General features: G+C 71.9%; 19 protein-coding genes and 1 pseudogene. 10 read left to right on the top strand and 10 right to left on the bottom strand.

The window, feature by feature from the left end; genetic code table 11:
* Positions 1 to 9: 9 nt before the first annotated feature.
* Positions 10 to 897 (bottom strand): annotated as a pseudogene (locus tag AB0F04_RS01010) (lyase family protein); the annotation flags it as partial.
* A 406-nt stretch (positions 898 to 1,303) separates the two neighbouring features.
* On the opposite strand from AB0F04_RS01010, the gene panD reads away from it, so the two are divergent.
* Both panD and AB0F04_RS01000 read left to right on the top strand, forming a co-directional pair.
* Positions 1,304 to 1,723 carry an aspartate 1-decarboxylase gene (panD, locus tag AB0F04_RS01005; RefSeq protein WP_362036346.1) on the top strand — a complete coding sequence of 140 codons (420 nt, stop codon included), beginning with the start codon at positions 1,304 to 1,306 and terminating at the stop codon, positions 1,721 to 1,723.
* Between the two features lie 41 nt (positions 1,724 to 1,764).
* Positions 1,765 to 2,109, top strand: a complete 345-nt coding sequence (locus tag AB0F04_RS01000) for a GNAT family N-acetyltransferase (protein ID WP_362036344.1) — start codon at positions 1,765 to 1,767, stop codon at positions 2,107 to 2,109.
* Between the two features lie 428 nt (positions 2,110 to 2,537).
* Here AB0F04_RS01000 and AB0F04_RS00995 read toward each other — a convergent pair whose 3' ends face one another.
* From AB0F04_RS00995 to gndA, 5 genes are all read right to left on the bottom strand, one after another.
* A complete protein-coding gene (locus tag AB0F04_RS00995; RefSeq protein ID WP_362036342.1) occupies positions 2,538 to 6,809 on the bottom strand; it encodes a Z1 domain-containing protein in 4,272 nt (1,423 codons plus the stop codon).
* Positions 6,802 to 7,731 carry a MoxR family ATPase gene (locus AB0F04_RS00990; RefSeq protein WP_362036341.1) on the bottom strand — a complete coding sequence of 310 codons (930 nt, stop codon included), beginning with the start codon at positions 7,729 to 7,731 and terminating at the stop codon, positions 6,802 to 6,804. Before AB0F04_RS00990 ends, AB0F04_RS00995 begins: the two co-directional genes overlap by 8 nt.
* A complete protein-coding gene (locus tag AB0F04_RS00985; protein WP_362036339.1) occupies positions 7,728 to 9,806 on the bottom strand; it encodes a hypothetical protein in 2,079 nt (692 codons plus the stop codon). The genes AB0F04_RS00990 and AB0F04_RS00985 overlap by 4 nt, the downstream gene beginning before the upstream one ends.
* Entirely contained in the window at positions 9,803 to 10,639 is an 837-nt protein-coding gene (locus AB0F04_RS00980; RefSeq protein WP_362036337.1) for an alpha/beta hydrolase, read from the bottom strand. Before AB0F04_RS00980 ends, AB0F04_RS00985 begins: the two co-directional genes overlap by 4 nt.
* A gap of 240 nt (positions 10,640 to 10,879) precedes the next feature.
* Positions 10,880 to 12,319: an NADP-dependent phosphogluconate dehydrogenase gene (gndA, locus tag AB0F04_RS00975; RefSeq protein WP_362036335.1), complete on the bottom strand. Its 1,440-nt coding sequence runs from the start codon at positions 12,317 to 12,319 to the stop codon at positions 10,880 to 10,882.
* Positions 12,320 to 12,669: 350 nt separating this feature from the next.
* Here gndA and AB0F04_RS00970 point away from each other — a divergent pair, with 350 nt between their 5' ends.
* Positions 12,670 to 13,899, top strand: coding sequence for a transglycosylase family protein (locus tag AB0F04_RS00970; protein ID WP_362036332.1), 1,230 nt, complete (start codon positions 12,670 to 12,672; stop codon positions 13,897 to 13,899).
* On the opposite strand, the gene AB0F04_RS00965 is transcribed toward AB0F04_RS00970, so the two are convergent.
* A complete protein-coding gene (locus tag AB0F04_RS00965) occupies positions 13,889 to 15,187 on the bottom strand; it encodes a DMT family transporter (RefSeq protein ID WP_362036330.1) in 1,299 nt (432 codons plus the stop codon). The two genes, AB0F04_RS00970 and AB0F04_RS00965, sit on opposite strands and share 11 nt — an antisense overlap.
* 228 nt (positions 15,188 to 15,415) lie before the next feature.
* Here AB0F04_RS00965 and AB0F04_RS00960 point away from each other — a divergent pair, with 228 nt between their 5' ends.
* The 7 genes from AB0F04_RS00960 (at position 15,416) to AB0F04_RS00930 (ending at position 23,204) form a co-directional block, all read left to right on the top strand.
* A complete protein-coding gene (locus AB0F04_RS00960) occupies positions 15,416 to 16,153 on the top strand; it encodes a (2Fe-2S)-binding protein (RefSeq protein ID WP_362037292.1) in 738 nt (245 codons plus the stop codon).
* 39 nt (positions 16,154 to 16,192) lie between these two features.
* The gene (gene glgA, locus AB0F04_RS00955) at positions 16,193 to 17,344 is read left to right on the top strand and encodes a glycogen synthase (RefSeq protein WP_362036328.1); all 1,152 of its coding nucleotides are present in this window, start codon (positions 16,193 to 16,195) and stop codon (positions 17,342 to 17,344) included.
* Between the two features lie 51 nt (positions 17,345 to 17,395).
* On the top strand, positions 17,396 to 18,616 hold the full coding sequence (glgC, locus tag AB0F04_RS00950) for a glucose-1-phosphate adenylyltransferase (RefSeq protein ID WP_362036326.1): 1,221 nt from the start codon (positions 17,396 to 17,398) through the stop codon (positions 18,614 to 18,616).
* A gap of 270 nt (positions 18,617 to 18,886) precedes the next feature.
* Positions 18,887 to 20,230, top strand: a complete 1,344-nt coding sequence (locus AB0F04_RS00945) for a wax ester/triacylglycerol synthase family O-acyltransferase (protein WP_362036324.1) — start codon at positions 18,887 to 18,889, stop codon at positions 20,228 to 20,230.
* Positions 20,231 to 20,334: 104 nt separating this feature from the next.
* Positions 20,335 to 21,837 (top strand): SDR family NAD(P)-dependent oxidoreductase, encoded by a 1,503-nt coding sequence (locus AB0F04_RS00940; RefSeq protein WP_362036322.1) that lies wholly within the window; start codon positions 20,335 to 20,337, stop codon positions 21,835 to 21,837.
* Positions 21,838 to 22,491: 654 nt separating this feature from the next.
* Positions 22,492 to 22,665 carry a hypothetical protein gene (locus AB0F04_RS00935; protein WP_167526749.1) on the top strand — a complete coding sequence of 58 codons (174 nt, stop codon included), beginning with the start codon at positions 22,492 to 22,494 and terminating at the stop codon, positions 22,663 to 22,665.
* Positions 22,666 to 22,721: 56 nt separating this feature from the next.
* The gene (locus AB0F04_RS00930) at positions 22,722 to 23,204 is read left to right on the top strand and encodes an N-acetyltransferase (RefSeq protein WP_362036320.1); all 483 of its coding nucleotides are present in this window, start codon (positions 22,722 to 22,724) and stop codon (positions 23,202 to 23,204) included.
* A 17-nt stretch (positions 23,205 to 23,221) separates the two neighbouring features.
* Here AB0F04_RS00930 and AB0F04_RS00925 read toward each other — a convergent pair whose 3' ends face one another.
* The 3 genes from AB0F04_RS00925 to AB0F04_RS00915 form a co-directional block, all read right to left on the bottom strand.
* Positions 23,222 to 23,641 (bottom strand): VOC family protein, encoded by a 420-nt coding sequence (locus AB0F04_RS00925; RefSeq protein ID WP_362036318.1) that lies wholly within the window; start codon positions 23,639 to 23,641, stop codon positions 23,222 to 23,224.
* Between the two features lie 207 nt (positions 23,642 to 23,848).
* Complete coding sequence (locus AB0F04_RS00920; protein ID WP_362036316.1) at positions 23,849 to 25,204, bottom strand: amidase family protein; 1,356 nt, start codon at positions 25,202 to 25,204, stop codon at positions 23,849 to 23,851.
* 129 nt (positions 25,205 to 25,333) lie between these two features.
* A complete protein-coding gene (locus tag AB0F04_RS00915; protein WP_362036314.1) occupies positions 25,334 to 26,359 on the bottom strand; it encodes a prolyl oligopeptidase family serine peptidase in 1,026 nt (341 codons plus the stop codon).
* Positions 26,360 to 26,390: the final 31 nt, after the last annotated feature.

The following is a 26,390-nucleotide window of genomic DNA, read 5'->3' as shown; positions in this document are numbered from 1 at the left end:
TCGATCACGTCACACCAGGGGCTGACCGGGTCTCGCGACGGCCTCGGGACGGAGCAGCTCGGCGAGGGCGCCGGCGGGCAGCAGGCCCTTGTCCATGACGAGTTCGGCGACCCCGCGTCCGGCGGCGAGGGCCTCCTGGGCGATGCCGGTCGCCGCCTGGTAGCCGACGTCCGGGTTGAGGGCGGTGACCAGGCCGATCGAGTTCTCCACCGCCGCCCGCAGCGCGTGGGTGCTGGCCGTGATCTCCGCGACCCACCGCTCGGCCGGCGCCAGGCACGCGCGCTGAAAGTGCGTGATGCTCTTCGAGAGGGAGTGCCAGATGATCGGCTCGAAGGCGTTGAGCGGGAGCTGTCCGGCCTCGGCCGCCATGGTGATGGTGACGTCGTTGCCGATCACCTCGAAGGCGATCTGGTTGACGACCTCCGGGATCACAGGGTTGACCTTGCCCGGCATGATCGACGAACCAGCCTGTACGGGCGGCAGGTCGATCTCGCCGAGCCCGGCGGGCGGCCTTGGCGTAGCCGGCGGGGGCATTGAGACCGGTGCCGATCGCGGTGGCACCGAGGTTGATCTCCTGGATCAGCTCTACGGCCTCGGAGAGCCGGCTGCGGTCCTCCTCGATCATGACGGCGTACGCCGAGACCTCCTGACCGAGCGTCATCCGGACCGCGTCCTGGAGCTGGGTGCGGCCCACCTTGACGATGTTTCGGAATTCGACCGCCTTGGCGGCGAAGGCGTCCTGGAGTTCGAGCATGGACCTGAGCAGGCCGTGCACCGCAACACCGCCGCGATCCTGACCGCGGTCGGATAGACCTCGTTCGTCGACTGGCCGAGGTTGACGTCCCCGTTGGGGTGCAGGTGCTCGTACTGGCCCTCGGTATGGCCCAGCAGCTCCAGCGGTTCTGGTTCGTCATACGGCCGATTGCAGCAGTGGGCCGGGCAGCACGTCCAAGACTCAATCCCGATGTGCCTTATAAGGCAGCCCTATAAGGCGGCCTTACCGTGTTCCGATCAGCCGTCCGTCCAGGAACTTGTCGCCGGGGAGCCGGCGGGCCGTGGCCTTCCCGCACTACGCGCCGTGTCTGTCGCATTGGGTGCGGATGGCACCCGGGGAACCTTCCTGAGACGGCCGGGGCCGTGCCCACGGGGTTCCCTCGCTGGGAGTCTCCTGCGATCGAGCGGTCAATGTGAGTCCTGAAACACCTCGGGACAGCTGACCGAACATGCGGATCGTTGTACGCTCCGAAGACCGCCCTTGACCTGCGGAAAGCAGGCAGGGAGCAGATGAATCGGGAGTATTGCCTTGTTTCGTACCATGTTCAAGTCCAAGATCCACCGAGCCACCGTCACCCAGGCCGACCTGCACTACGTGGGATCCGTGACCATCGACGCCGACCTGCTCGACGCCGCCGATCTGCTGCCCGGTGAACTCGTGCACATCGTGGACATCACCAACGGCGCCCGGCTGGAGACGTACGTCATCGAGGGCGAGCGCGGGTCCGGTGTGATCGGGATCAACGGGGCCGCGGCCCATCTCGTCCACCCCGGCGACCTCGTGATCATCATCAGTTACGCCCAGGTGACGGATGAAGAGGCGCGGGCACTCGCCCCCCGGGTCGTGCACGTGGACCGCGACAACCGGATCGTGGCCCTGGGCGCCGACCCGTCCGAGCCGGTGCCCGGCTCGGACCAGCAGCGCAGCCCGCAGGCCGTCGGGGCCTGACCGGCCCATGCGAAGCAGAAGAGCAGAGAAGGAGTGTGTCCATGAGCGACCCGGAGATCCGCGACGACCGGGCGGCGGGCCGACTGGTGGCCGTGTCCGGCGGTGAAGTCGTCGGCCGCATCGAGTACTTCGTGCTCGAAAGCCCCGAGCGCGCGCTCGTGCCCGTCCACACGATCGTCGAGCCGGCCCACGAGGGCAAGGGCATCGCCGGGTCGCTCGCACGCGAGCTGTACGCCCTCGCCGGCCGCGAGCACAGCGCGGTCGCCTCGCTCTGTCCGTACGTCACCAAGTGGGCCGAACGTCACCCCGACGAGGCCTCGGCGGCCGATGAGGACCTGCTCGGAGCGGCGAAGGACTGGCTGAGGGCCCACCCGGGGCGTTTCTGACCCGGTCCCGCTCTCCGCGGCGGCACCCCGCCCCGGCCTCCCCCCACCTGGTCCACGCCGGTCCCGCGGTCGAGTGACTGCCGGCGCGGGGGCCGGGTAGGCGGGGATTAGTCCAGAGCCGGAGTCGACCCACTGGCTGGAGGACCTGATGACGAACCCGATTCCCGATCCTGTGCCCCCGGCGCCGACACCGGGCCCGGATCCCCAGCACCCGGACCCGCATCCCGATCCGGTGCCGAACCCGCAGCCCCCGCCGGGCCCGGAGCCGACCCCTCCGCCGCCCGCGCCCACCCCGCCGGCGCCCCCGGGCCCCGACCCCGTGCCGGGCCCCGACCCGTCCCCGATCCCCCCGGGACCGGAGCCGGTGCCGCACCCCGAGCCGGGACCGCCCCTGTCCTGAAAGGCCCGTCTGGTGACGTGCCCGACGCTCAGCCGGGCACCACTCCGGCCACCCCGGCCCCGGCCGGGTCGTAGGGAAAGCTCGCGGCGAACCCCACCACGGGGAGTCCTGTGTGTTCACCCTCGTGGGCCGGGGGCAGCAGGGGATAGATCGTCAGCAGGGGCTGGTCGGCACGCCGTACCGCACGAATGGCGTGGACGGCGGGAACGTGCGGGAAGGGCTGCTCGCCCACCGCACCCCGCCGTGCAGCCCTCCTGGAGCGGGTGACCTCCAGCGCCGTGCGCAGCTGGTCCGCGTCGAGGTCCCTGCATTCGTCACGGGGGCTGAGCAGGCGGCCCACGGTGTAGGTCCCCTCGGGTGCCACGGAACGGGGCCTGCGCACCACCGGGCCGATGCGGTGACCGGCCACGTCGACCTCCTGCAACGCCGCTGACCTGCTCATGAGCTGGACGGTCCAGCTCATGAGCGCCCCACTGGCCGCGCGCCGACGTACATATTCGGCTACGGCACGGGACACCTGCCGGTGGTGGCGATGGCCGGGCAGATACGCGTCGAGGAACTCCAGGACCGGTGTCACCGGCACGGAACGCCACCTGATGCTTCCATTGGCGGGGTCGACGTCTCCGGGCGCGTGGCCGTCGAGGGATCGAACCAATGCCTCCAACACCCGAAAATTGACGTGAGCATGAGCGCGCGACATGCTGAAGCGCACGGTCTCCGCCGTCCTCCCCGCGTAGTCCGCGAACGGCCTGACCTCGTCCTGAGCGTCCGTTCGCAGTCCGACCTGGGCAGTCCCCGGGTCGCGGATCCGGAGCGCCAGGTCCTGTGGGGTCAAACCCATCTCGGCTGCGTCCTGCAAGTCCCTGCGCAGCTCTCCGGTCACCGACGCCAGGTGGGCGTAGGCGGCCGCGAGGTCTGGCGTCGTGTAGAGCCGGCACAGGTCCTCGTAGCCGACGCGGTAACCGAACCAGCCGCCCATGCGGCCCATTGCGTCGTAGGCCCCCGCGGACCTCAGCTGGTAGCCGACGGTCAGCCCCTCCAGATTGGCCCCCCGTTCCAGCTTCGCACCGCCCACAGCCACCACGTTGAGGCCCTCGGCGGCGTTCTCCTCATAGGCGGGCGCGCTCCGGGAGACGCTGTTGAACGCCATGACACGCATCTTCCGGACGGCGGGTGGCACGTGGGGGGCGACCTCGTCCCAGGAAACCCGCGTGGCCACCGCACCGGGGAACACATCGGTGGTGGGCAGGAAGTCCGCCCGCCAAAGCTGCCGGAACTCGTCCATCAGCCGGGCCGCGCCGAGGCTGTGGCTGTCGCGCAGGGCGCCGGCGATGACCCTGACGCGTTCTGCCAGCTGTCCGCACACGTGCTCCTGCACGCTGGTGAATCTGCTGATCGATACCAGCATGGAGTTGTGCACGCCGAGGTGCCCACGTGCCTGGCGTGCGGCGCAGGCCAGGACGAAGGCGTTGAGTGCCTCGAGCAGGGAGCCGGGCAATTCACCGACCGGCACATGCCTGGCGTGGTGCGGGACAGGCATCCACGGTTCCTGGTCCGTCACATGCCGTACGAGGGGGAGCGCCGCCGCCCTCGGACCGCCCGGGGCATCCTCGGGCGTGCCGAACACGCGCTCCGGCCCCAGGTAGCCCGGCGGGACCGGGAGGCTGCACACGAAGCTGCCCGGAAACAGCCGTGGCGCATCCTCGCGACCGGTCTCGCCCGGGTCGAGGAGGGCCGTGAACGGTGTCGCGGAGTAGGCGACGTAGGCGGCCTTGGCGAAGTGGCCGAGGAGAGCACGGAGGCTCGCCTCGGCGGGCCGGGCGTTGCCGTCCACCGAGGCCACGCGGGGACCGTCGGTGGCATCGATTACGAGCAGGGGGGAATCGCCGACGACCTCACGTCCGGTGCCCGGGTCGATGGTGGCGCTGCGGTGGGTGAGCCACTCCCGCAGGGAGTCGATGATCCGCTGGTTCTTCTTGATCACGAAGAGCAGAGGGAAGGTTTCCCGTGGCAGGCTGAGCCAGCCGGTGGTCCTCGGGGAGAAGTCGCCCTGCTCCGTTCGGTTCGTCACCGAGAGGAGGACCGGCGTCGCAGGACTCACCGTCCCCACGCCAACGCGTCCGGTCCCGGAGACACCCTCCAGCCGAGCGCTGTCGTAGCCCAGCAGCCCCTCGTCGACGCGTACCTGGGTCTGCATCCGTGCGGCGTTGCTCGTGCCGGCCAGGACGACGATCAGGCGGTACCCGGCGTCGATGGCCTTGGCGGCAAGACCGATGAGGTGTGTTTCTTTACTCGACTGTTCAGGCGCGATAACCAGTCCCGATCGCAGCCAGGGCCCTGCGCGGCGTGGATCCTCCAGACGGCCCAGTACTACGTCCGTGCTCTCGTCGATCCGGTGGACCTCATGAGGCGTGAGGCTCCGGACCTGCTCGAGGTAGCACCGGTGCAGCTCCCACACATGCTGCTCGTGACCCCGCTCCTCGCCATTCAGCCACGGCTGGTGGCCGGTCGGGTCGTTCAGGCTCACGACGGAGGGGGCGGCGAAGACGGCGACCCTCGTCTCCATTTCCCTCGTAAGGGCGGCGCGGTCCACCGCGATGCCCTGACGGGTGAGTACGTCCATCACCCTGTCCACGCTGGTGGACAACTCCTGTGGCGTCGGAAGCCGGTCCACGGGCAGCATGGCCAGTGCAAGGCGCACCGCGAGGACCGTGGTGTCGTCGCGGGGGACAGGGGCGGGAAGTCCAAGGAGTTCCAGCGTACGCTGCACCGCATGCCCGAATGGCGCCGACCCGGCAGGGAAGTCGTCCGTCCCCTCCTGCCCGCGTACCACCGCGGGCAATCTGCCCCGGCCGCCGCCCTCCTCGGCCAGACGCCGGTCCAATGCGCGGTGCAGACGCCACACTTCGTGCTGTGCCAAATCCTGCCGAAGGCGGGCCTGTGCCTGCTGCGCAGGGGCGAGAGTCACCGAACCTTCAGGTGAGGTGTCCAGTGCGAACAGACCTGAGGTCAGCACCTCGGCGATGTCCGCCGTGGTCGCCGCGGGAACGAGCTCCTGGCGGATCACGTGCAGCAGCGCCAGGCTGAGCCGGTCGAACGGGGAGCACAGGACAGCCAGACGGGCGGCCGAGGGCGCGGCGACCCTAAGGAACCTCTCGGCACGGGCTTCGCCTCCCGGGGGCGCCGGCGGACTGAGGAGGCCCTGATCCGGTACGTGACCGTCCGGCGGGAGCAATACGGCCGCGCAGCCCTCGGGCGTCGCCTGCATCACCGTGCGGGACCAGCGGTCCAACGAGTGGGGAGACAGGGACAGCACAGGAAGCGGGAGCCAGCCACCCGCGCCACCCTGGCCCGGCAGCAACGGCGGGAGTGAAAAGGCGAGTTCGGCGTTGACCGCCCCGGGCGGGCCTGGTGTGACCCGCACCGTCGGCAGGTTCAGGCCCGTACGTCGCCACAGCTTGGCCGGGAGCGGGTTGAGCAGGGCCACCGGTGTGGACCGTGCCCAGGTCCGTAGCTGCCGCCAGATGTCCGGCGTGCGCCAGGCTCCGGCCGCGACGTCGGAGACCGTCAGCAGCAAGTGACGCCCGTGCGGCGAGGACAGCCGTCCGACCGGAGTCGGCCGGCCCTGAGGGTCGTACAGCTCGACGCCGGCGTCGGTGCCGAACTGCAGATCGAGGACCCGGAGGGTACGGAAGGCACCGACCTGGGTCAGTATCCCGGCGAAGTCGTCGATCGTCTCCCGCCAGACGTGCATGGACGGGGAGCGGTCGACCACCAGGATCAGGTCGAACCAGCGCTCCGGCGCTGCGGTGAAGACCGGGACCAGTTCCCCACTGCGGGCATAGCCGTCCACGGTCGCCGCCAAGTCCAGGGCGCGATGCCGCCCGGCGCGCCACGGCCGCTTCCACGGACGCAGTGCCCGGGCCGCCCGCAGTGCGCCCGGCAACGCCGCGCCCCGGGGAACGCCGACCGCGTGGCCGCGGACCCGTGACGCTGAACCGGGCAGCCGCTCGTGCAGTGCCCCCGCGGCAGCGCGGTCGCCGAGCGGGGCGGACGGCAGGTCCGGTCGGGGCGCCGAGGGGCCGGGCCCCGCGGCGTCCCCCGGCACGTCGGCCGGTGTGGGCGCCGCAGCCGGGGCCCGCGTTCCTTCCGGTGGCGTAGCCGAAGACGCCGGAGCCATGCGGGAGGCCAGCCAGAGGATGTCCGCGAGGCCTGACGCGTCGAGTTCCGGAACCACGGCACGCAGTGCCGACACCGCCCGGTCGAGCGCCGCCGTCCCCTGTACGAGTCCTTCAGGCACCGGACAGCTCACGGAGGATGAGCTCGGTGACGCTCCGGGCCGCCTCACCGCTCGGAGCCTGTGTCCCGGTCAGCACGTGCACCGCGTTGAGCAGCTGGTCCACGGCCAGACTCTCGCCCGCCGCGAGCCGCGCCACGAACCCCTCGATCAAGGCGTCGACCGGCCCGGACTGCCCCTCTTCGACCGCCAAGTGCGCCGCCACGATCCGGTGCAGGGACTCGAGCGTCGGCATCGGCATCGAGTAGCGGATGCAGCGTCGGAGGAAGGCGGCCGGGAAGTCCCGTTCGCCGTTGCTCGTCATCACGATGAAGGGGAAGGTGTCGCACCGGATCCTGCCCTTCATCACGGGATGACGGCGCTCACTCTGCCACTCACGTACGTCGACGACGTCGTCCCGGTAGCGGGCCAGCTCCGGGACCTCGAACTCCCCGCGCTCCAGTACGTAGAGCAGGTCGCTGGGCAGATCGAGGTCGCTCTTGTCGATCTCGTCGACCAGCAGGGCGCGGGGGCGCTTGCCAGGCAGCAACGCCGTGCCCAGGGGGCCCATCTGGAGGAACGGCGCGATGTCGTCGCTGCCCGCCGCACCCTGAAGCCGCTGCGCGTGGATGCGCCCCAGCGCGTCGTATCGGTACAGGGCGTCCGCGAGGGTGCTGCGGGACGTGATGTGCCATCGCAGGACCGTACCCAGCCGCAGCTCCGCCGCCACCTGCTCGATCACCGTGGACTTGCCCGAGCCGGGCGCGCCGGTCACGAGCAGCGGACGGCACAGCGTGAGCGCCGCGTTGACCGCTTCGACGAGACCCGGAGGCGGCTGAAACTGCTCGTGGTGGGCCCTGCGGGGGAAGCTGCGCCACGGGGGCGGATCGCCGAGGTCGACTTCGCGGGGCCTGCCGTCACCGACGTAGTAGGGGCTCCAGGTCATATCGTGTTCTCTCCATCGGTCGGGCGGCTCTCGAACCAGTCGCAGAAGTCCAGCCATTCCGTGTCGAGCCAGACGGATCTCAGTCGCGCGAGATCCGTCCGGCCCACCGTCGGCCGTTGCTGCCCCGCGCCCTCACGCCAGGCATGGCGGTAGGCGACGCTGAACTCGCCCGGCAGCCGGTCCCAGTAGCGCTCCACGCTGTTCCGGGACTCCGCCGGCAGATCACCCCGGTCCTGTGGCCACAGCACGATCGGCGCGTGGGCGAGCAGGCACTGCAGAACGTCCTCCAGCCGGTCGGGCCGATGGCTCAGCGCGAGTGCCCGCTCGTAGCAACCGTTGAAGAGCTTCGCCGTCAGTTCCTCGACCTGGTGGGTCTCCTCCTCGCCGAGCCAGTCCAGGGGTGCGCCGTCGCCGGACTTCATGGCGGCGAGCCGTTCCCGGGCGTAGTCGTTGATCCAGTAGAGGTGGGCCGGCGGACTCAGCCTGTCGCTCCAGCGCAGGACCACGTCGTGCATGACGCCTAGCCGCAGGCCGAGGTTCGTCTCCTCGGGGCGCCAGCGCGCCAGGAGCGCCGAGGGCGCGGCGATCTCGACACGCTTGACCCTGGTGCCGACCTGCCGGGCCTGGCGGGTGGCCCACCGCAGCGTGGCCGCGAGTTGCTGTTCGACGCCGGGCTGTGTGGGAGGGCAGGGGAACTCCTGGTGCGCCAGCGGTTCGCCCCGGTCGAGCAGCCAGGCCAGCAGGGTGTCCGGCCACTCGTCGGCGATCGCCGCGTGCAGACTGACCACCAGGCGCAGCCGGTCCTCGGCGTCCCGTTCCGCGAGCGTGGTGAAGGCATCGTTGAGTTCCACGACAGCACCGGTGTCCCTGGCCCACGCCGACAGTTCCGGCGTCCGGGGCCCCAGGCCGTCTTCCGTACCGAGTGCGGCGACGAACAGGGCCAGCGGCGCCGTGCTGCTGCCGCCCACCCGTGGGGCGTGGAGGCGCAAGAACTCCACACAGTCGCGCAGCAGCCGGCCGCCCATGATCTCTGGCGAACAGCCCGTGCCGCCGCCCGCCGTAGCGGACGCCCGCTTGAGGCGGACGGACGTCAACGGAGCGCCGGGCCATGAGAGGAGAAGCTCGGTGGTGCGGAGCACGTCGAGCAGGCCGTCGACGACGTACAGCCCGTATGTCACGTCGGCGACGCTGTGGCCGCCTGCCTGCCGCAGGTCCTGGAGCGCGCGGCGTACGCGCTCCAGATCCGCCACGCAGGAGGGCGAGGCCGACGGCACGTCCTCACGGAGCGGAAGCAGCGCCCAGGTCAGTTCCTGCTCGCCGATCGGCCCGAGGAGAGTCCCGTCCCGGTGAACGGCGTAGCGGGCGTTCCGCGCGATCCAGGGATGCCGTCCGAACGGGTCGCCGTCGGACACGACCACGCGGGCCCCCGTGTTCGCCGCCGCGTTCACGGCATGGCGCACATCCTCCGCCGACAGGAACTCGCCCGCGCTGGGGACCCCGTCCCGCAGGACGTCCACCAGACCGTGCGTGAAAGCGAGTCCGTAGGCGTCCTCGTTGACGCCGACGGACATCAGCAGGGACAGTTTGGTCGCGCCCTTGCGCACTCCCGCACCCAGCACGGCGATGTCCGGCGTCGCGCCGCCGGCGTGACAGGTGTCGACAAGCGCGATGACGCCTTCCACTCCCGGCGTGTCCAGGGCGCGGGCGAGCAGACCGCCGACGTCCACGACCGTGGTCGGAGAGTCGGCGCGGGAGTCACCCGCCATGAGGAACAGCCGGGGAAGCCCGCCCAGGGTGCTGCCGTGACCCACGAAGGCGAGCACCAGTACGGCACCGGCACGCCCCGCGCGCTCGGCAGCGTCCCGCACGGCGCTCTCGATCTGCGCCTGACCGACCGACGCACCGGTCAGCAACGAGGTCCCACCCGGATCTGCCGGCTCGCACCCTCCCAGCCGGCGGTCCATGAGGGCGGTGTGCAGTGAGTCCGCCGCTTCTTCCAGACCCTCGAGGAGGCCGAGATCCGGACACTGCGGCGCGATGACCAGGAGGCGCCGGGGCGGGAAAGGAGCAGTCATACGGGCGGGACTGCCTCGAGCGCCTCGATCACCGGCCCCGCGACGCCCGGCTGGGCCAGGTACTTGGCGGCGGGGTGGACCCAGATCCCGTCGGAGTCGATCCGTCTGCTCACCGGGAGCACGCCGGACGCGTTCGCGGCTACGCACCGCTCCAGCAGTGGCTGTCCCGTGATGAAGTCGTCGCGGTCCCAGAAATTGAGCCACGATCCCACCTTGGCGGGGACCCGCAGAGGCTGCGGAAGCATCCGGGGGCGTACCGCTGTGCGCATCCCCATCGGCGATCCCAGAGTGACGAGGAGCGGCAGCGTGCCCTGGTGTTCGTGGAGGGTCTCGAAGGCGACCACCGTGCCCAGCGAGTGGGCGACGACGACGCTGGGGTGTTCGCCATGCAGTTCTCGGGCGACGCGGGCACGGATGCGCCTGTCCAGGCTCATCCCCGAGCCGTCCGGGTGTCTGCGCGCCAGATAGGCCCTGACCTGGCCGAGACGGTGGACCATGATGCCGGCGCTGAGCAGACCGCCCACCCTGCGCAGAGGCGGCAGCGCCAGCAGCGTGTTCGCTGCGTTCAGCGCACGCCGCAGGACATCGCCGGCGCCCTGCTGATCCCCTTCCGGGGCCAATTGAGCCCGGGCCCGGCGTAGCACCCGCGCCTCCCGGTCGTCCTGGGGCCGGATGAGACGCTCGTCGACGGCTTCCAGTAACAGCTCGACCACCGCCTCCGCCTCGGACGGCTCGGCTTCCACTGCCGCCGGCCGGGCGCCGTTTCCGGGGAAGAGGTCACCGTAGTAGGCGAACCGGACGTCAGCCGACGCACCCGATAGCAGGCCGGGCACGCTCCGAGAGTGGCCGGCGGCGCGTGCGCCGTCGGCCAGTGCGCTCAGCCACGCGCCATGTTCCGCGACCACGTCACGCGGCCCGCCCACGCCGTGTACGAAGACCAGACGCGGCCTAATCTTTTTCCCGCCCCCCGACAACCCCGCCCCCGTTGCATCACTTGACGAGCTGCGAGGATACCAACGGCGTCGGCGGCTCCACCGGGGAACCACCGACGCCGCCGTGCCCGGCGGCAGCGCCTACGCGGAGGTCTCCGACCGGTCCCCGCCCCACAGCGTGTGGAACGACCCGTCCCGGTCCACCCTGCGGTACGTGTGCGCACCGAAGTAGTCCCGCTGCCCCTGCGTCAGCGCCGCCGGCAGCCGCTCCGCGCGCAGGGCGTCGTAGTAGGCGAGGGCCGCGGCGAAGCCGGGCGTCGGGACACCCTGACGGGTCGCCGCGACCAGAACCTCACGCCAGTCGTCCTGGGCGTCCGCGATCTCCTGGGCGAACGTCGCGTCCGACAGCAGGCTGGGCAGATCCGGCCGGGTGTCGTACGCGGACCGGATCCGGTCCAGGAACGCCGCGCGGATGATGCAGCCGCCCCGCCACAGCGCCGACACCGCGCCGAGGTCGATGTCCCAGCCGTACTCGTCGCGGGCCGCGTCGATCTCGTGGAAGCCCTGCGTGTACGACACGATCTTCGACGCGTACAGCGCCTGCTCGACCCGGTCCGCGAACGCCCCGGCCTCGGCCTCGCTCAGCGGCTTCGCCTTCCGGCCGGCCAGCTCGCGCGAGGCCTCCCGCAGCGCCGCGTGACCCGACAGGGAGCGCGCGAAGACCGCCTCGGCGATACCCGACACCGGCACACCCAGGTCCAGGGCGATCTGCACGGTCCAGCGGCCGGTGCCCTTCTGCTCGGCCTGGTCGACCACCACGTCCACGAACGGCTTGCCCGTCTCCGCGTCCACGTGCGACAGCACCTCGGCCGTGATCTCGATCAGGTACGAGTCGAGACGGCCCCGGTTCCAGGTCCGGAAGATCTCCGCGATCTCGGCGGGGGAGTACCCGGCGACGTCCCGCAGCAGCTGGTACGCCTCGCCGATGAGCTGCATGTCCGCGTACTCGATGCCGTTGTGCACCATCTTCACGAAGTGCCCGGCACCGTCCGGGCCGACGTGCGACACGCACGGCGTGCCGTCGGCCGCCTTCGCCGAGATCTTCTCCAGCATCGGGCCCAGCGAGTCGTACGACTCCTTCGGGCCGCCCGGCATGATGCTCGGGCCGTTCAGCGCGCCCTCCTCACCGCCGGAGACGCCCATGCCGACGAAGTGGATGCCCTGCTCGCGCAGGTCCCGTTCCCTGCGCCGGGTGTCCGCGAAGTGCGCGTTTCCACCGTCGATGATCATGTCGCCGGGCTCCAGCAGCGGCGCGAACTCCTGGATCACCGCGTCGGTCGGCTCACCGGCCTTCACCATCACGACCAGGCGCCGCGGCCTCTCCAGCGCCGCCACGAAGTCCTTGGCGCTCTCGCACGCGACGAACTCCCCCTCGCCGCCGAACTCCTCCACCAGGGCGTGCATACGCGCGGGCGTCCGGTTGTGCACCGCGACCGTGTAGCCGTTGCGGGCGAAGTTACGGGCGAGGTTGCGGCCCATGACCGCGAGACCGGTGACGCCGATCTGCGCTGTACTGCTCATTCGGTTCGCTCCTAAAGACCTCGGTATCGGTGCTGCCGGTGGGGGCCCCACAAGCATGCCCCCGTCGACCATCCTGACGTGCCACTACCTCGTGCGCACGCGCGGGTCGCACGACATCGCGCAGGCTGATACGGACCAGAGCCCCGCCGCACTCAGCCGACGCACGCGCCCCCGCGCACGGCGCACCCGCGCACCGGGTGCCGTACACGGTGCGCCACCGAGGCGCACGTCGCGCAACAGGGGCCTCATACCGGCCATTTGGGCTCCCGGGCGGCGAAAAGCCGTCTTGTTCTGGCCGGTTCGCAGCGCTTACTTTTGCCCCTCCTGACGCATGTCTAGGGGGGCTTTCGATGGCCGTACGCGGCCGGCACCGCCGGTATCAGCCGAACAGGATCAACCGCGCCTCACTCACCGTCACGGCGGGCGGCGCGGGCATGGCACTGCCGTTCATGGGCGCAGGCGCCGCTCAGGCGGCGGACATGGACACCTGGAACAAGGTCGCCGCCTGCGAGTCCACCAGCAACTGGAGCATCAACAGCGGCAACGGCTTCTACGGTGGACTGCAGTTCACCCAGTCCACCTGGGAGGCCTACGGCGGCCGGGCCTACGCGGCACGCGCGGACCTGGCGAGCAAGGACCAGCAGATCGCAGTCGCGGAGAAGGTGCTCGACGGGCAGGGCCCGGGCGCGTGGCCCGTCTGCTCCGTACGGGCCGGACTGACGCGGGGCGGAGGCGAGCCCGGCGTCCGGCCGGCCGCCGAGCGCACCAGGCAGGCCGAGCGCACCGAACAGAGGGACGCGAAGAAGAAGACCACCCTCGAGGAGGTGCGGCCGCAGTCCACGCCGCAGTCCCGGGCGGGCAACGCCGAGATGTACACCGTGGTCCGCGGTGACACGCTCTCCGGCATCGCGGACGAGCAGAAGGTGCGGGGCGGCTGGCGGGGCCTGTACTCCGTCAACCGCTCGGCCATAGGGTCCGACCCGGACCTGATCGTGCCCGGCCAGCGTCTCGCGCTGCGCGGCGGGGGTGCCACGAAGACGCGCCCGGCGCACGAGCCGGCTCCGTCGGCCGAGCCGTCGACGAAGAAGCCGGTACAGGAACGCGCCAAGGAGCGGCCGAAGGAGCGCTCCAGGGACAAGGCCGACGAGCGGGCCGGCCGGTCCACGGCCACCCGGCAGGGCCTCGTCGCGCCCGTCGGCGCCTCGCTCGGGACGCCCTACCGCAAGGCGGGCTCCTCCTGGTCGAAGGGCTACCACACCGGCATCGACTTCCCCGTGCCCACGGGTACCTCGGTCAAGTCGGTCGCGGCGGGCGCTGTCGTGAGTGCCGGGTGGGGCGGCTCGTTCGGCTACCAGGTCGTGGTCCGGCACTCCGACGGCCGGTACAGCCAGTACGCCCATCTGTCCGCGATCTCCGTGCGGGACGGGCAGGCGGTGAGTGCCGGCCAGCGCATCGGCCGCTCCGGTTCCACCGGCAACAGCTCGGGCCCGCATCTGCACTTCGAGGTGCGGACGGGGCCCGGTTTCGGCTCGGACGTCGACCCGGTGGCGTACCTGCGGGCCGGCGGCGTCAGAATCTGACGCGCATGCGGTGCCGGTCGACGGTGGGGAGTGGGACGTAGGGGATGCCGTAGAAGGGGACGTGGGAGAGCGGGCGTTCGTCGTCGGCTGCCGTCGACGGCTCCCCGTTCTCGTGCGCGGCATCCGCAACGGGTGCCGCCACCGCCCCCGGCCCCGTCGGGAGTACCGCGAGCCGCGCCTCCGGCCCGGGTACGAGCACGGCCGCCGCCGGTCGCGGTCCGGGCCCGGGCACGAACACATCCTCCCCGAGAGGCCGCCCACCCGCGGCCTCGGCCACGGCTGCGACCGGCCCGGACCCAGCCATCGGCTCGGGCGCCGTGACGGTCCGGGGCCCCACCCCGGGCTGCGATGCCGCGACCTGCTCCGGCACAACCGCCGGCTCGGGGGCCGCGCCGGACCGAGGTGGTTCGATCGGCTCGGCCCCGGCCACCGGCTCGGGTGCCGCATCCGCCGGCTGCCCGTGCGCGAGCCGCTCCGTCGTCAGCAGGATCAGGCCACCCGCCGCCACCACACCGCAGCTCAGCGCGAGCGCCGTCCCGGTGGTGCCGTAGCGGAAGGTTTCGCCGAACATCGTGATGCCCACCGCGGCCGCCACCACCGGGTTCACGACCGTCAGCGTGGCCAGCGGGGCGGCGAGGCCGGCGCCCCGGTAGGAGGCCTGCGACAGCAGCATGCCGGCCGTGGCGAGGACGCCGATCACGGCGAGGGATGGCACGTCCGCCGCCGACACACCGCCGGTCCAGTCGACGGCGACGGTCTTGGTGAACACCGAGGACATGCCGAACGCGATACCCGAGGCCGTCGCCAGCAGCATGCTGCGCACCGCCGGGTGCCGGTGTGCCGCCCGGGCGGCGATCATCAGCGAGACGACCACACCGGCGGTGACGACGGCGACGGCCACGCGCTGTGCCGTGTCCAGCGACCGCGTGTCGGACGCGGCGACCAGGGAGAGCAGACCGGCGAGCCCCACCGTCGCCATGACCGCGCCCCGCCAGGCCGTGGCACCGGCCTTGCGGCCGACGAACAGCGCCGCCATGGGCAGAGCCACCACGATGGTCAGTGCGCCGAGCGGCTGCACGAGGCTGAGCGGACCGTAGGCCAGAGCCACCACGTGCAGCAGTCCACCGAAACCGTTCAGCCCGACCGCCGCCCACCAGCCCGGCCGGCGCAGCGGCGCGTACTGCTCACCCGGCGAGGACTCCGCCACCCGCTCCTGCACGATCGCCCCGCCCGCGTAGGCGAACGCGGAGACGAGGGACAGCAGGACGGACAACGCGAGGGCGCTCATCGGCTGCTCCTCTGCGTGAGGCGGGGGCGATCGGCCCGACGCGGCGAAAGGTGGGCTTTCATGACCAACACCCTGCCGTGTCCAGGTCTTCCCGTCGTCGTCCCTGAGCACTCATTGGGTCCTACTGCCGATGGAGTACGCGGGGAGCACCGTCATCCCCAGGGTGGGCGGGTCCGGTGGGGGGCCACCGGATCGCGTCCCCTAGGGGCCTTGGTACTACTGCTCTTCGTGGACCTCGACCCCGACCTCGCCGCGCTCCGCCCGCTCGCCGGCTTCTTCGTGCTGCGCACGGGAGGAGCAGCGGCCGGGTCCCTTCCCACTCTGGCACAGGCGTATGCCACAACGACACCAGAAGTGTCAGGAAATCCCCTGATTTTTCGCGTGCGGAAGGTCGCGACCGCCCTGCGGGTCCCGGAGCTGCGGGTCGCCGCGTCCGTGACCCACCAGGGTCTCGCGGCCCGGCTCTGGTCGGTCGCCCTCGGCTGCGCCGCGCTGTACGGCCGCGTCCCCGACCTGGACGCCCGGCTGCTGCGCTGGGACGCCGACGGCAGCGCCCCCGACGACCTGTGGCTCACGGAGGTCACGCCCCTGCCCGGTGACGCGCCGACGGTCGCGGACGTCGTCCTGGACGGCCACCTCGCCCCCCTGGCGGCGGCCCTGCGCGCCCGTCACGGGCTTGCCTCCGGCCTGCTGCGGGGCAACGCCGCCTCCGCGCTGGCGGGCGCCGCCCGGGAACTGGACCGCTGGGCCCGGCGGCACGGCCGTACGGATATCGCCGTCCGGGCCCGCTCCCTGGCCGCGGAACTTCTCGCGGACCCCCGGCTCACCGGCACCGGAACCCTCACCGGGACCGCCTTCCGGCGCCGCAGCTGCTGCCTCTACTACCGGGTCCCCGGAGGGGGTGTCTGCGGCGACTGTTGCTTCCCACGGCCGCCCCGCTCTTCCCCACGCGCCTCATCTGGGTGACCATGAAAGGGAACGGCCGCTGAGAGCAGGGAGTTGCGGGTGCGCGTCGGACTGCTGACCCGGGAGTACCCGCCGGACGTGTACGGCGGTGCAGGTGTCCATGTGGAGTTCCTCGCCCGCGAGCTGCGACCACTGGTCGACCTGGACGTGCACTGCTGGGGCGAGGGCCGGGCCGACGGTGTGCGCAGGCACCGGCCCTGGTCCGCGCTCGACGGCGCCAACGACGCGCTGCGCACGTTCTCCGTCGACCTCGCCATGGCCGCCGCCCTCGAAGGCCGCGAGCTCGTCCACTCCCACACCTGGTACGCCAATCTCGGCGGTCACCTCGCCAAGATGCTGTACGGCATCCCGCACGTGATGACCGCGCACTCCCTGGAGCCGCTGCGCCCCTGGAAGGCCGAGCAGCTCGGCGGCGGCTACGAACTGTCCAGCTGGGCCGAACGCACCGCGATCGAGGCCGCCGACGCGGTGGTCGCCGTGTCCGGCGCCATGCGCGAGGACATCCTCGGCTGCTACCCGGCGCTGGACCCGGAGCGGGTCCACGTCGTGCACAACGGCATCGACACCACGCTCTACCGGCCCGACCCCGGCACGGACGCCCTGGACCGGATCGGCCTGGACCGCTCCCGCCCGTACGTGCTGTTCGTCGGCCGGATCACCCGGCAGAAGGGCGTGCCCCACCTGCTGCGCGCGGTGCGTGCCATCGACCCGGCCGCGCAGGTGGTGCTGTGCGCGGGCGCCCCGGACACGCCGGAGATCGACCAGGAGTTCCGCGAGCTGTTCGGGGAGCTGAGCGGGGTCCGCGACGGGGTGTTCTGGATCCCGAAGATGCTGCCGCGCCCGGAGGTGATCCAGCTCCTCACGCATGCCGCCCTCTTCGTCTGCCCGTCGGTGTACGAGCCGCTCGGCATCGTGAACCTGGAGGCGATGGCCTGCGGCACGCCGGTGGTGGCCTCGGCGGTCGGCGGCATCCCCGAGGTCGTGGACGACGGCGCGACCGGGCTGCTCGTCCCGCCCGGCGACGACTTCGAGGCGGGGCTCGCCCGGGCCATGGACACCGTCCTGGCCGATCCGGCGGCCGCCCGGCGGATGGGCGAGGCCGGGCGGGAACGCGCGGTCGGCGAGTTCGGCTGGGACGCGGTGGCCCGCCGCACGGTCCGGCTCTACGAGGAGATCGTCAAACAGGCTTAGTGGGTACTGCTCAGGGGCAGGCATCGGGAAATCGGCGTGAGGGGAGCGGCCATGCGTGGTGGTGGTCCTTCGGTCCTGGGGATCGTGCTGGCGGGCGGCGAGGGCAAGCGGCTGATGCCCTTGACCGCGGACCGGGCCAAACCGGCGGTGACCTTCGGCGGCACGTACCGCCTGGTCGACTTCGTCCTGTCCAACCTCGTCAACGGCGACATCCTGCGCATCTGCGTCCTGACGCAGTACAAGTCGCATTCGCTCGACCGGCACATCACGACCACCTGGCGGATGTCCAACCTGCTGGGCAACTACGTGACGCCCGTGCCCGCCCAGCAGCGCCTCGGCCCGCGCTGGTACCTGGGCAGCGCCGACGCGATCCTGCAGTCGCTGAACCTCGTGTACGACGAGCAGCCCGAGTACGTCGCCGTCTTCGGCGCCGACCACGTCTACCGCATGGACCCGCGCCAGATGCTCGCCCAGCACATCGAGAGCGGCGCGGGGGTGACGGTGGCGGGCATCCGGGTGCCGCGCGCCGAGTCCTCGTCCTTCGGGGTGATCACGCCGGGCTCGGACGGGCAGACGGTGGAGCGCTTCCTCGAGAAGCCCACGGCGCCGCCCGGTCTGGCGGACGACCCCGACTGCGTGTTCGCCTCGATGGGCAACTACATCTTCACCACCAAGGCCCTCATCGAGGCGCTCAAGCGGGACGCGGAGGACGAGTCGTCCGTGCACGACATGGGCGGCTCGATCCTGCCCCAGCTCACCGACCGGGGCGAGGCGGCGCTGTACGACTTCAGCGCCAACCACGTCCCCGGCGAGACCACCCGCGACCAGGGCTACTGGCGGGACGTGGGGACGCTGGACGCCTACTACGAGGCCCACATGGACCTGATCGCCGAACGCCCCGCCTTCAACCTGTACAACCGCAGCTGGCCCATCTACACGCACTCGTACCAGCTCTCGCCGGCCCGTTTCAACGCCGGTGGCATCGCCAGCGAGTCGATCATCAGCGCCGGCTGCCTGGTGCGCGGGCAGGTCACGCGCTCCGTGCTGTCGCCGGGCGTGGTGGTCGACCCGGGGGCCGTGGTGCAGGGCTCGGTGCTGCACGACAACGTGCACATCGGCCGGGGCGCGGTGGTGCGCGGTGCCGTCCTCGACAAGAACGTCGAGGTGCCGCCGGGCGCGACGATCGGCGTGAACCCCGAGCGGGACGCGGAGCTGTACACCGTGTCCAAGGGCGGGGTCATCGCCTTGGGCAAGGGGCAGTTGGTCACCTGACGCCCGACGGCGTGAACATCTTGTCCTGACATACGCGTGGCGCGGCGTGCGTGTCGATCATCGATCCATGACGCCTCCCGGGTGACTCCCACGAGGTGCCCGGCGACGCAACCTGTGCTGAACTGACGGCACATGCACCATAAGTCCCGCCCCCTTCGCCGGGGCGGGACTTAATCTGCTGTTAACTGTACGTAGCCTGATCGTACTTGACCGTAATCGGCTGGGGGCGGTTGACTGCTGGCCCACCCGTCGTCGACGCGAGGCAAGCCCTTGACTGCTGATCTGCTCGCTCCTCTCGACCTGGCGTTCTGGAACCTGGAGTCCGCCGAGCACCCGATGCACCTCGGCGCGCTCGGGGTCTTCTCGGCCCACTCGCCCGCCGCGGGCGCCCACGCGGCGGACCTGCTCGCGGCCCGGGCCGCCGGTGTCCCCGGGCTGCGGATGCGCATCCGCGACGTGTGGCAGCCGCTGCCCTCGGCCCTGCGGCGGCCGCTGGCCTTCGGTGGCGCGGCCCGCGAGGCGGACCCGGACTTCGACCCGCTGAACCACGTACGGCTGCACGCTCCCACCGCCGATTTCCACGCGGTGGCGGGCCGGCTCATGGGGCGCCCCCTGGAGCGCGACCGGCCGCCCTGGGAAGCCCATGTGCTGCCGGGTGAGGACGGCGTCTGCTTCGCGGTGCTGTTCAAGTTCCACCACGCCCTGGCCGACGGGCTGCGGGCGCTGACCCTCGCGGCGGGCGTCATGGACCCCATGGACATGCCTCCGCCCCGGCCCCGCCCCGCCGCGACCCCGCGCGCTCTGGTGCCGGACGTACGCGATCTGCCCGCGATGATGCGCGGCGCCCTGTCCGACCTGGGCCGCGCCCTGGACATCGGCGCCTCCGTCGCCCGCTCCTCCCTCGACGTGCGCTCCACCCCCGCGCTCACCTGCGAGCCGAGCGGCACCCGCCGCACGGCCGGAGTGGTGCTCGACCTGGATGACATCCATCGCATCCGCAAGACCGTCGGCGGCACCGTCAACGACGTGCTCATCGCCGTCGTCGCGGGTGCGCTGCGCCGCTGGCTCGACGAGCGCGGCGACAGCGCCGAGGGCGTCGCGCCCCGCGCGCTGATCCCCGTCTCCAAGCGCCGCCCCCGTACGGCGTACCCGCAGGGCAACCGGCTCTCCGGGTACTTGATACGGCTTCCGGTCGACGATCCGGACCCGCTGGCCCGCCTGGCCGCGGTCCGGGACGCCATGGATCGCAACAAGGACGCCGGCCCCAACCGGGGCGCGGGCGCCGTCGCCCTGCTCGCCGACCACGTCCCCGCCCTCGCCCACCGGCTCGGCGGGCCCCTGGTCGGCCAGGCGGCCCGGCTCTGGTTCGACCTGCTGGTCACCAGTGTGCCCCTGCCCAGCCTTGGCCTGAAGCTCGGCGGCCACCCCCTCACCGCCGTCTTCCCCTTCGCCCCCCTGGCCCCCGGCCACTCCCTGGCGGTCGCGGTCTCCACCTACCGGGGGAGTGTCCACTACGGCCTCGTCGCCGACGCCGAGGCGGTCCCCGACCTCGATCTGTTCGCGGCGGCCGTCTCCAAGGAGGTGGCGACCCTGATCAAGGCCTGCCGGTCCTGACCGGGCCGATTTGGCGGTGTGACCCGCCGCTGAAGTAAAATCCGCCCTTCGAAAGCGGGCGCGACCGGCGCGCCGCGAGGGCAGAGCAGGGAACGACAGCGGCGATGACGGTGACACAGGACGGCCCGCAGGCCATGGACGAGGCCGGCGGGCTCCCGTACGGACCCGGCATCGACCCGGAGCGCCTGGCCGTCTGCCTCAGCGTGCTCGAGGAACTCGACAAGCTGGAGGTCGACCACCCGGACGCCATCGCGGTGCGCCGGGCCACCGCCGGAATCTACCGCACGGTCAAGCAGCGCCGCCGCCAGGAGCGCCGGGCCGCCAAGACCGCTCACGACAAGGCGGTCACGGAGGCCACGGCGACCGGTTCCGCCCAGCGCATCGACGACGAGACGGAGGGGCTGCTGCCGTCGTCGGCCACCGAGGAGGGCCGGATCGCGGGCATACTCCAGCGCCCCCGCTCCTGCTACACCTGCAAGACCCGGTACGTGGAAGTCGACTACTTCTACCACCAGCTCTGTCCGGACTGCGCCCGCGTGAACCGCGAGAAGCGCGACGTCCGCGCCGACCTCACCGGCAAGCGGGCCCTGCTCACCGGCGGCCGGGCCAAGATCGGCATGTACATCGCGCTGCGGCTGCTGCGCGACGGCGCGCACACCACGATCACCACGCGCTTCCCCAAGGACGCCATCCGCCGTTTCAAGGCCATGGACGACTCCGCGGACTGGATGCACCGCCTGGAGGTCGTCGGCATCGACCTGCGCGACCCGGCACAGGCCGTGGCCCTCGCGGAACAGGTCGCCGAGGCGGGACCGCTCGACATCCTCGTCAACAACGCGACCCAGACCGTGCGCCGCCTGCCCTCGGCCTACGCCGCGCTGGTCGAGGGTGAGAGCGCCCCGCTGCCCGCCGGTGAGCTGCCCGCCCATCACGTGATCGGCGCCTTCAACTCCGGCGCGGTCGACGGCATCGCCGCGCTGCCGCTGGGGACCAGCGGCCTCGACGCCCAGAAGGTCGCCGACCTCGCCCTGGTCGCGGGCAACGCCAGCGTCGAGCGCCACCTGGACGGCACGGCGATCGACGCGGGCGGTCTCGTGCCCGACGTGGTCGACTCCAACACCTGGGTGCAGACGATCGAGCAGATCTCGCCCGTCGAGCTGCTGGAGACGCAGCTGTGCAACTACACGGCGCCGTTCATCCTGATCAGCAAGCTGCGTCCGGCCATGGCCGAGGCCGCGAAGAAGGCGGAGAGCGGACGCGCGTACGTGGTGAACGTGTCCGCGATGGAGGGTGTCTTCGGGCGCGGCTACAAGGGAGCCGGGCACCCGAACACCAACGCCGCGAAGGCCGCGATGAACATGGTGACGCGGACCAGCGCCCAGGAGATGTTCCAGACCGACGGCATCCTGATGACCTCGGTGGACACGGGCTGGATCACGGACGAGCGGCCGCACTACGACAAACTGCGGCTCGCCGAGGCCGGGTTCCACGCGCCGCTCGACCTGGTCGACGGTGCGGCCCGGGTCTACGACCCGATCGTGCGGGGCGAGGCGGGAGAGGATCTGTACGGCGTCTTCATGAAGGACTACGCGCCGGGTAAGTGGTAGGCGGGCCCGGTCAGGCGCAGGCGGGCGGCGCGGGGGCCGGTCCCGCGGTACGCCGCATCCCTGAGCCGGTCATGCAGGGCCGGGGGTGACGAGCGCGGCGTTCTCCTCCCGTGGCGCCCGCCGGTGCCCCCCTCCGGGCGGGGAGTTGCGGGCCGGGTCCGGACCCTCGTCGGCCGGGCCCCCGTTGTGCGGCTCCATGCGTCAGTCGTCCCGCGGGGCGGCCGTTGCCGTACGGCAGCAGAACATGGCGGGCTTTCGACTCGGACAACGGCACCTGAACTGGGCACCGTCCGAAAAGTGTCGTCGCCGACGTACGCCGTTCGAGTGATTCACGAAACGTGTATGCAGCTACAAATCGGTACGTAAACCGGAGTTGAACGCCGGATGACGCGCGATCGTTACCGGTTGTTTTCAGCCCCATCGAGCGGGGCCCTGCTCATTTGGTTAGTCTGAGGCGGACGGACAGCAGCACGGGGTCCTACCCACACCCACGGTCCGTCATGGGACCAGCCGGTTCACCACGGCCTGCTCTCCCGTGAGTCGACCGGCGCCACCGCGTCCGAACTGCATTTGGCATAGAGGCCCGAGCGGGCGTCAGGCGCTGCAGGACCGGCGCGTACGTCCCGAGGGTGACCGACACATAAGGAGTGCGCGGTGACACCGGAGAAGACGAATCGCGATCAGCGCCCCAAGGAACGCGGCGAGCGCGCCGGCCGACGGGCCGACGAGCTCGGCAGCCTCGACGTGTGGGCCCGTTCGGCCCCGATCCGCCTCGCGGGCTACGAGGACGACCTCGCGGAGCCCCACATCCTGCCCAGCGTCGACTGACATCGGGCGCACCCCTCCGCGACCTCCGATCGCAGGGCCGTGCCAGACTCGCGCCCATGCTGATCAGGGAAGCAACGGCTGACGACTGGCTTCGTATCTGGCCGTTCTGGCACCGCATCGTCGCCGCGGGCGAGACCTACGCGTGGGACCCGGGCACCTCCGAGGAGGAGGCCCGGGTCCTGTGGATGAACCCGGCGAAACGCGTCTACGTCGTCGAGGACGACAGCGGTGCCGTCGTCGCCTCCGCCTATCTCACCCCCAACTACGGTGGCCCCGCCGCGCGTATCGCCAACGCCGGCTTCATGGTCGACCCCGGCCGGGGCGGCCAGGGCTACGGGCGGGCCCTCGCCGAACACCTCCTGACCGAAGCCCGGACCGCCGGCTACCGGGGCATGGTGTTCAACGCCGTCGTCGAGACCAACCCGGCCGTGTCACTGTGGACCTCCCTCGGCTTCACGGTCCTCGGCACGGTGCCCGACGCGTTCGACCACCCCCGGCACGGCCGGGTGGGACTGCACATCATGTACCGGGCGTTGTAGGCGACCGGGAGCCCGCCTCAGGGCCGGACGTACGGCCGGGTCATGATCTCCATGTTGTGGCCGTCCGGGTCGTCGAAGTAGGCGCCGCGACCGCCGAAGAGGTCGTTGACCCGGCCGGGCCGGGTGTGGCCCGGGTCGGCGTAGTAGGTGACGCCGAGCGCCTCCAGGCGGTCGATCATGCCGTCGAACCGCTCCTCGGGCACGAGGAACGCGTAGTGCTGCGACTGGATCGGCTCGTCGGTCTTCTCGTAGTAGTCGAGGGTCACGCCGTTGCCCAGGTCGAGGGGCAGGAACGGGCCGAAGGGGGCGCCGACCTCCAGACCCAGGACGGCCGCCAGGAAGTCCGCGGACAGTTGGCGATGGGAGGCGTGGACGACGGTGTGATCGAGGCGGACGACGGTGGTCGGCGGTTCGGTGGCGTGCGGGGTGTGGGACATGCGTGGGTTCTTCTCCGAGTCTCGGGATCCGTGAGGACGCGCCGGATAGGGGCGCGGGAACGAGGAAACGAAGACGAGAGGCGGGGCGCGTGCCCTCTCCGGCTCTCGGGCGGGCCCGGGCGGGGTCACCCCCGCCGCGCTCACTCCGAGGCCGGGCGCCTCACTCGTGCATGGCCTATGGCCGACCCGGCAGTCACCCGGCCGACCCTAGTCCATCGGCGCGATGCGCTGCCATGGGTTTCGCTCCTCCAGCTGCCCGGCCAGAGCGAGGAGTTGGGTCTCCGTGCCGGGGCGGCCCACCAGCTGCACGGCGCACGGGGCGCCCGAGGGAAGGGTGCCGCAGGGGACGGACATGGCGGGCCAGCCGGTCAGGTTCCACGCGGGCGTGAGGGGCGAGTAGTTCGTGTTCGACAGCACGTTGCTCAGCCAGCCCCGCTCGTGCCAGGGCCCCGCCTTGGGGGAGCGGCGGGCGAGCGCGGGCGTGAGCAGCACGTCGTGCTCGGCGAAGAACGGCTCCAGCCGCCGGCGCAGCTGCTCGCGGCTCGCGCCGGAGCTCACGGTGCGCAGGAAGGGACGGCCGATCCGGGCGTGGACGCGGGTGCGCCGGGTCAGCAGCCGCGGGTCGAGCGGCCGGGCGTCCGCGGCGGTGCCCGCCGTCCAGTGCACCAGGGACGTCGTGGCGAGGGACATCGGGTAGGGCGGGTCGGCGCGCCGGACCTGGTGGCCCGCCCTCATCAGCAGCCCCGCCGCGTCCCGGGCGGCCGCCGCGTAAGGGCGGCCGATGGTGACGCCGGCCAGCGGGCTGCGCAGCGACACGGCGATCCTGAGGACGCCGGGCGCGGGCAGCCGGCCGGGCTCCGTGCCGGGCTCGGTACCGGCGAGGACCGAGAACATCAGGCGGGCGTCCTCGACGGTCGTGGCGAGCGGCCCGTTCTCCGCCATGCCGAACCAGGTGCTGTCGCCCTCGCCGGCCGGGATCACCCCCTGTCCCGGCTTGATGGTGACGAGGCCGCAGTTGGCGGCCGGTATGCGCAGGGAGCCCATCCCGTCGTTGCCGAGGGCGATCGGCACCATCCCGGCGGACACGGCCGCCGCGCTGCCCCCCGACGAACCGCCCGCCGAACGCGTGGGGTCCCAGGGGTTGCGGGCGGTGCCCAGCACGCCGTCCGTCGTGCCGAAGACGCACAGTTCGGGGACGTTCGTCAGCCCCACGACCACCGCGCCCGCCGCCCGCAGCCGGGCCACCGTCACATGGTCCTGCGGGGCCGGTGTGTCCGGTGTGGCGGCCGAACCGATCCGCCGGGACTCACCGCGCACGGCGAGGTTGTCCTTGACGGCCACCGGCACCCCGGCCAGCGGCAGTTCGGCGAAATCGCCGCGCGCCGCCACCTCGTCCGCCTCGGCCAGGGCCGCCTGCGCGCGCACCGCGCGGAAGGCGCCGACCCGGCCGTCGAGCCGCTCGATCCGGGCGAGGTGTTCGGCCACCACCTCGCGCGGCGTGACCCGCTTCTCGCGTACGGCGGCGGATATCTCGGCGGCGGTGCGGCCGGCCCACGTGGTCACAGCGGCTCCTCGGAAGGGGAGAGGGCAAACTTACTGACGAGTACGTAGGGAGAACTGTGCACCCGGTGGGCACCGTGCGTCGAGGTCGCCGACCGTACGAGGCCGGACCGATGCGTGGGAGCGACCGGCTCAGCGCAGGTGGCGTGCGAGGAAGGCCTCGGAGACGTCCATCGAGGCGGCCCACTTCGGTCCGAACGTGTGCCCCTCGCCGGGGACGGTGCGGAGTTCGACGTCCTTGCCCGCTTTCCGGAACGTGGCGGCGGCCTCGCGTGACCAGGCGAGGGGGCAGGTGTCGTCCTCGGTGCCGTGCTGGACCAGCAGGGGCTCGGTGAGGCGGTCGGCGTGGGTGAGCGGGGAGACGCCCCGCCAGAACGCCGGGTTGTCCTCGGGCGTGCCGTGCTCCTCCTCGATCTCGGCGACGAGGGGATCGCCGTCGGGCCGCTGGAAGTGGTCGATGTTCTCCTCCGGCCGCGCGCTGACCGGGGCGTACGCCACCGCCGCGTCGAACAGGCCCGGCGCCACGACCAGCGTGTTGTACACGACCCCACCCCCCATGGACCGCCCGAACAGCCCGATACGGTCGCCGTCGATCTCCGGGCGCCCGGAGTCGCGCAGGGCCAGGGCGGCGCCGATGACGTCCTCGGTGTAGCCGAGGCGCAGGTTCACGTCATTGTCCGGGTCCTCCTCGGAGCCGGCGTGATTGCGGTAGTCGGTGTGCAGGACGACGTAGCCGCCGCGGGCCAGGCGGTCCTGCTCGCGCGGCATGCCCTGGCCGCTGACGTACATCTCCGGGTCGATGTAGCCGTGCGCCAGCACCAGCGCCGGGAAGGGGCCCTCGCCCGTGGGGATGTTCATGATCCCCGAGACCGTCAGGCCGTTCGCCTCGTAGGTGACGGCGTAGCGGGTGTAGGCGGACGTACGGTCGAGCACCGCGCCGAGGCGAAGGCCGGAGCCGGTGTGCTCGCGCTGCATCAGGGCCCGGAGGGAGACGGGATCGGCCGGGGTGGGGGAGGGGGTGGTGCGGGGGGTCTCCTGGGCGGCCCGGGCCGGTGCCGTGGAGGCCACGGGCGCACCGTCCCCCGCGCCGCCGGTGCAGCCCAGCGCGACGGCCAGCAGCAGTCCGGCGGCCGCGCAGGCGGTGCCCCGTGGCCGCATACGGTCCAGTGTGACGCGGTGGAGTACCGCG

Origin of the sequence: Streptomyces sp. NPDC029041 (genome assembly GCF_040637515.1) — a bacterium.
Taxonomy (GTDB): domain Bacteria; phylum Actinomycetota; class Actinomycetes; order Streptomycetales; family Streptomycetaceae; genus Streptomyces.
Note: the sequence above shows the minus strand (reverse complement) of the source record. Positions and strands in the feature narration are given on the sequence as shown.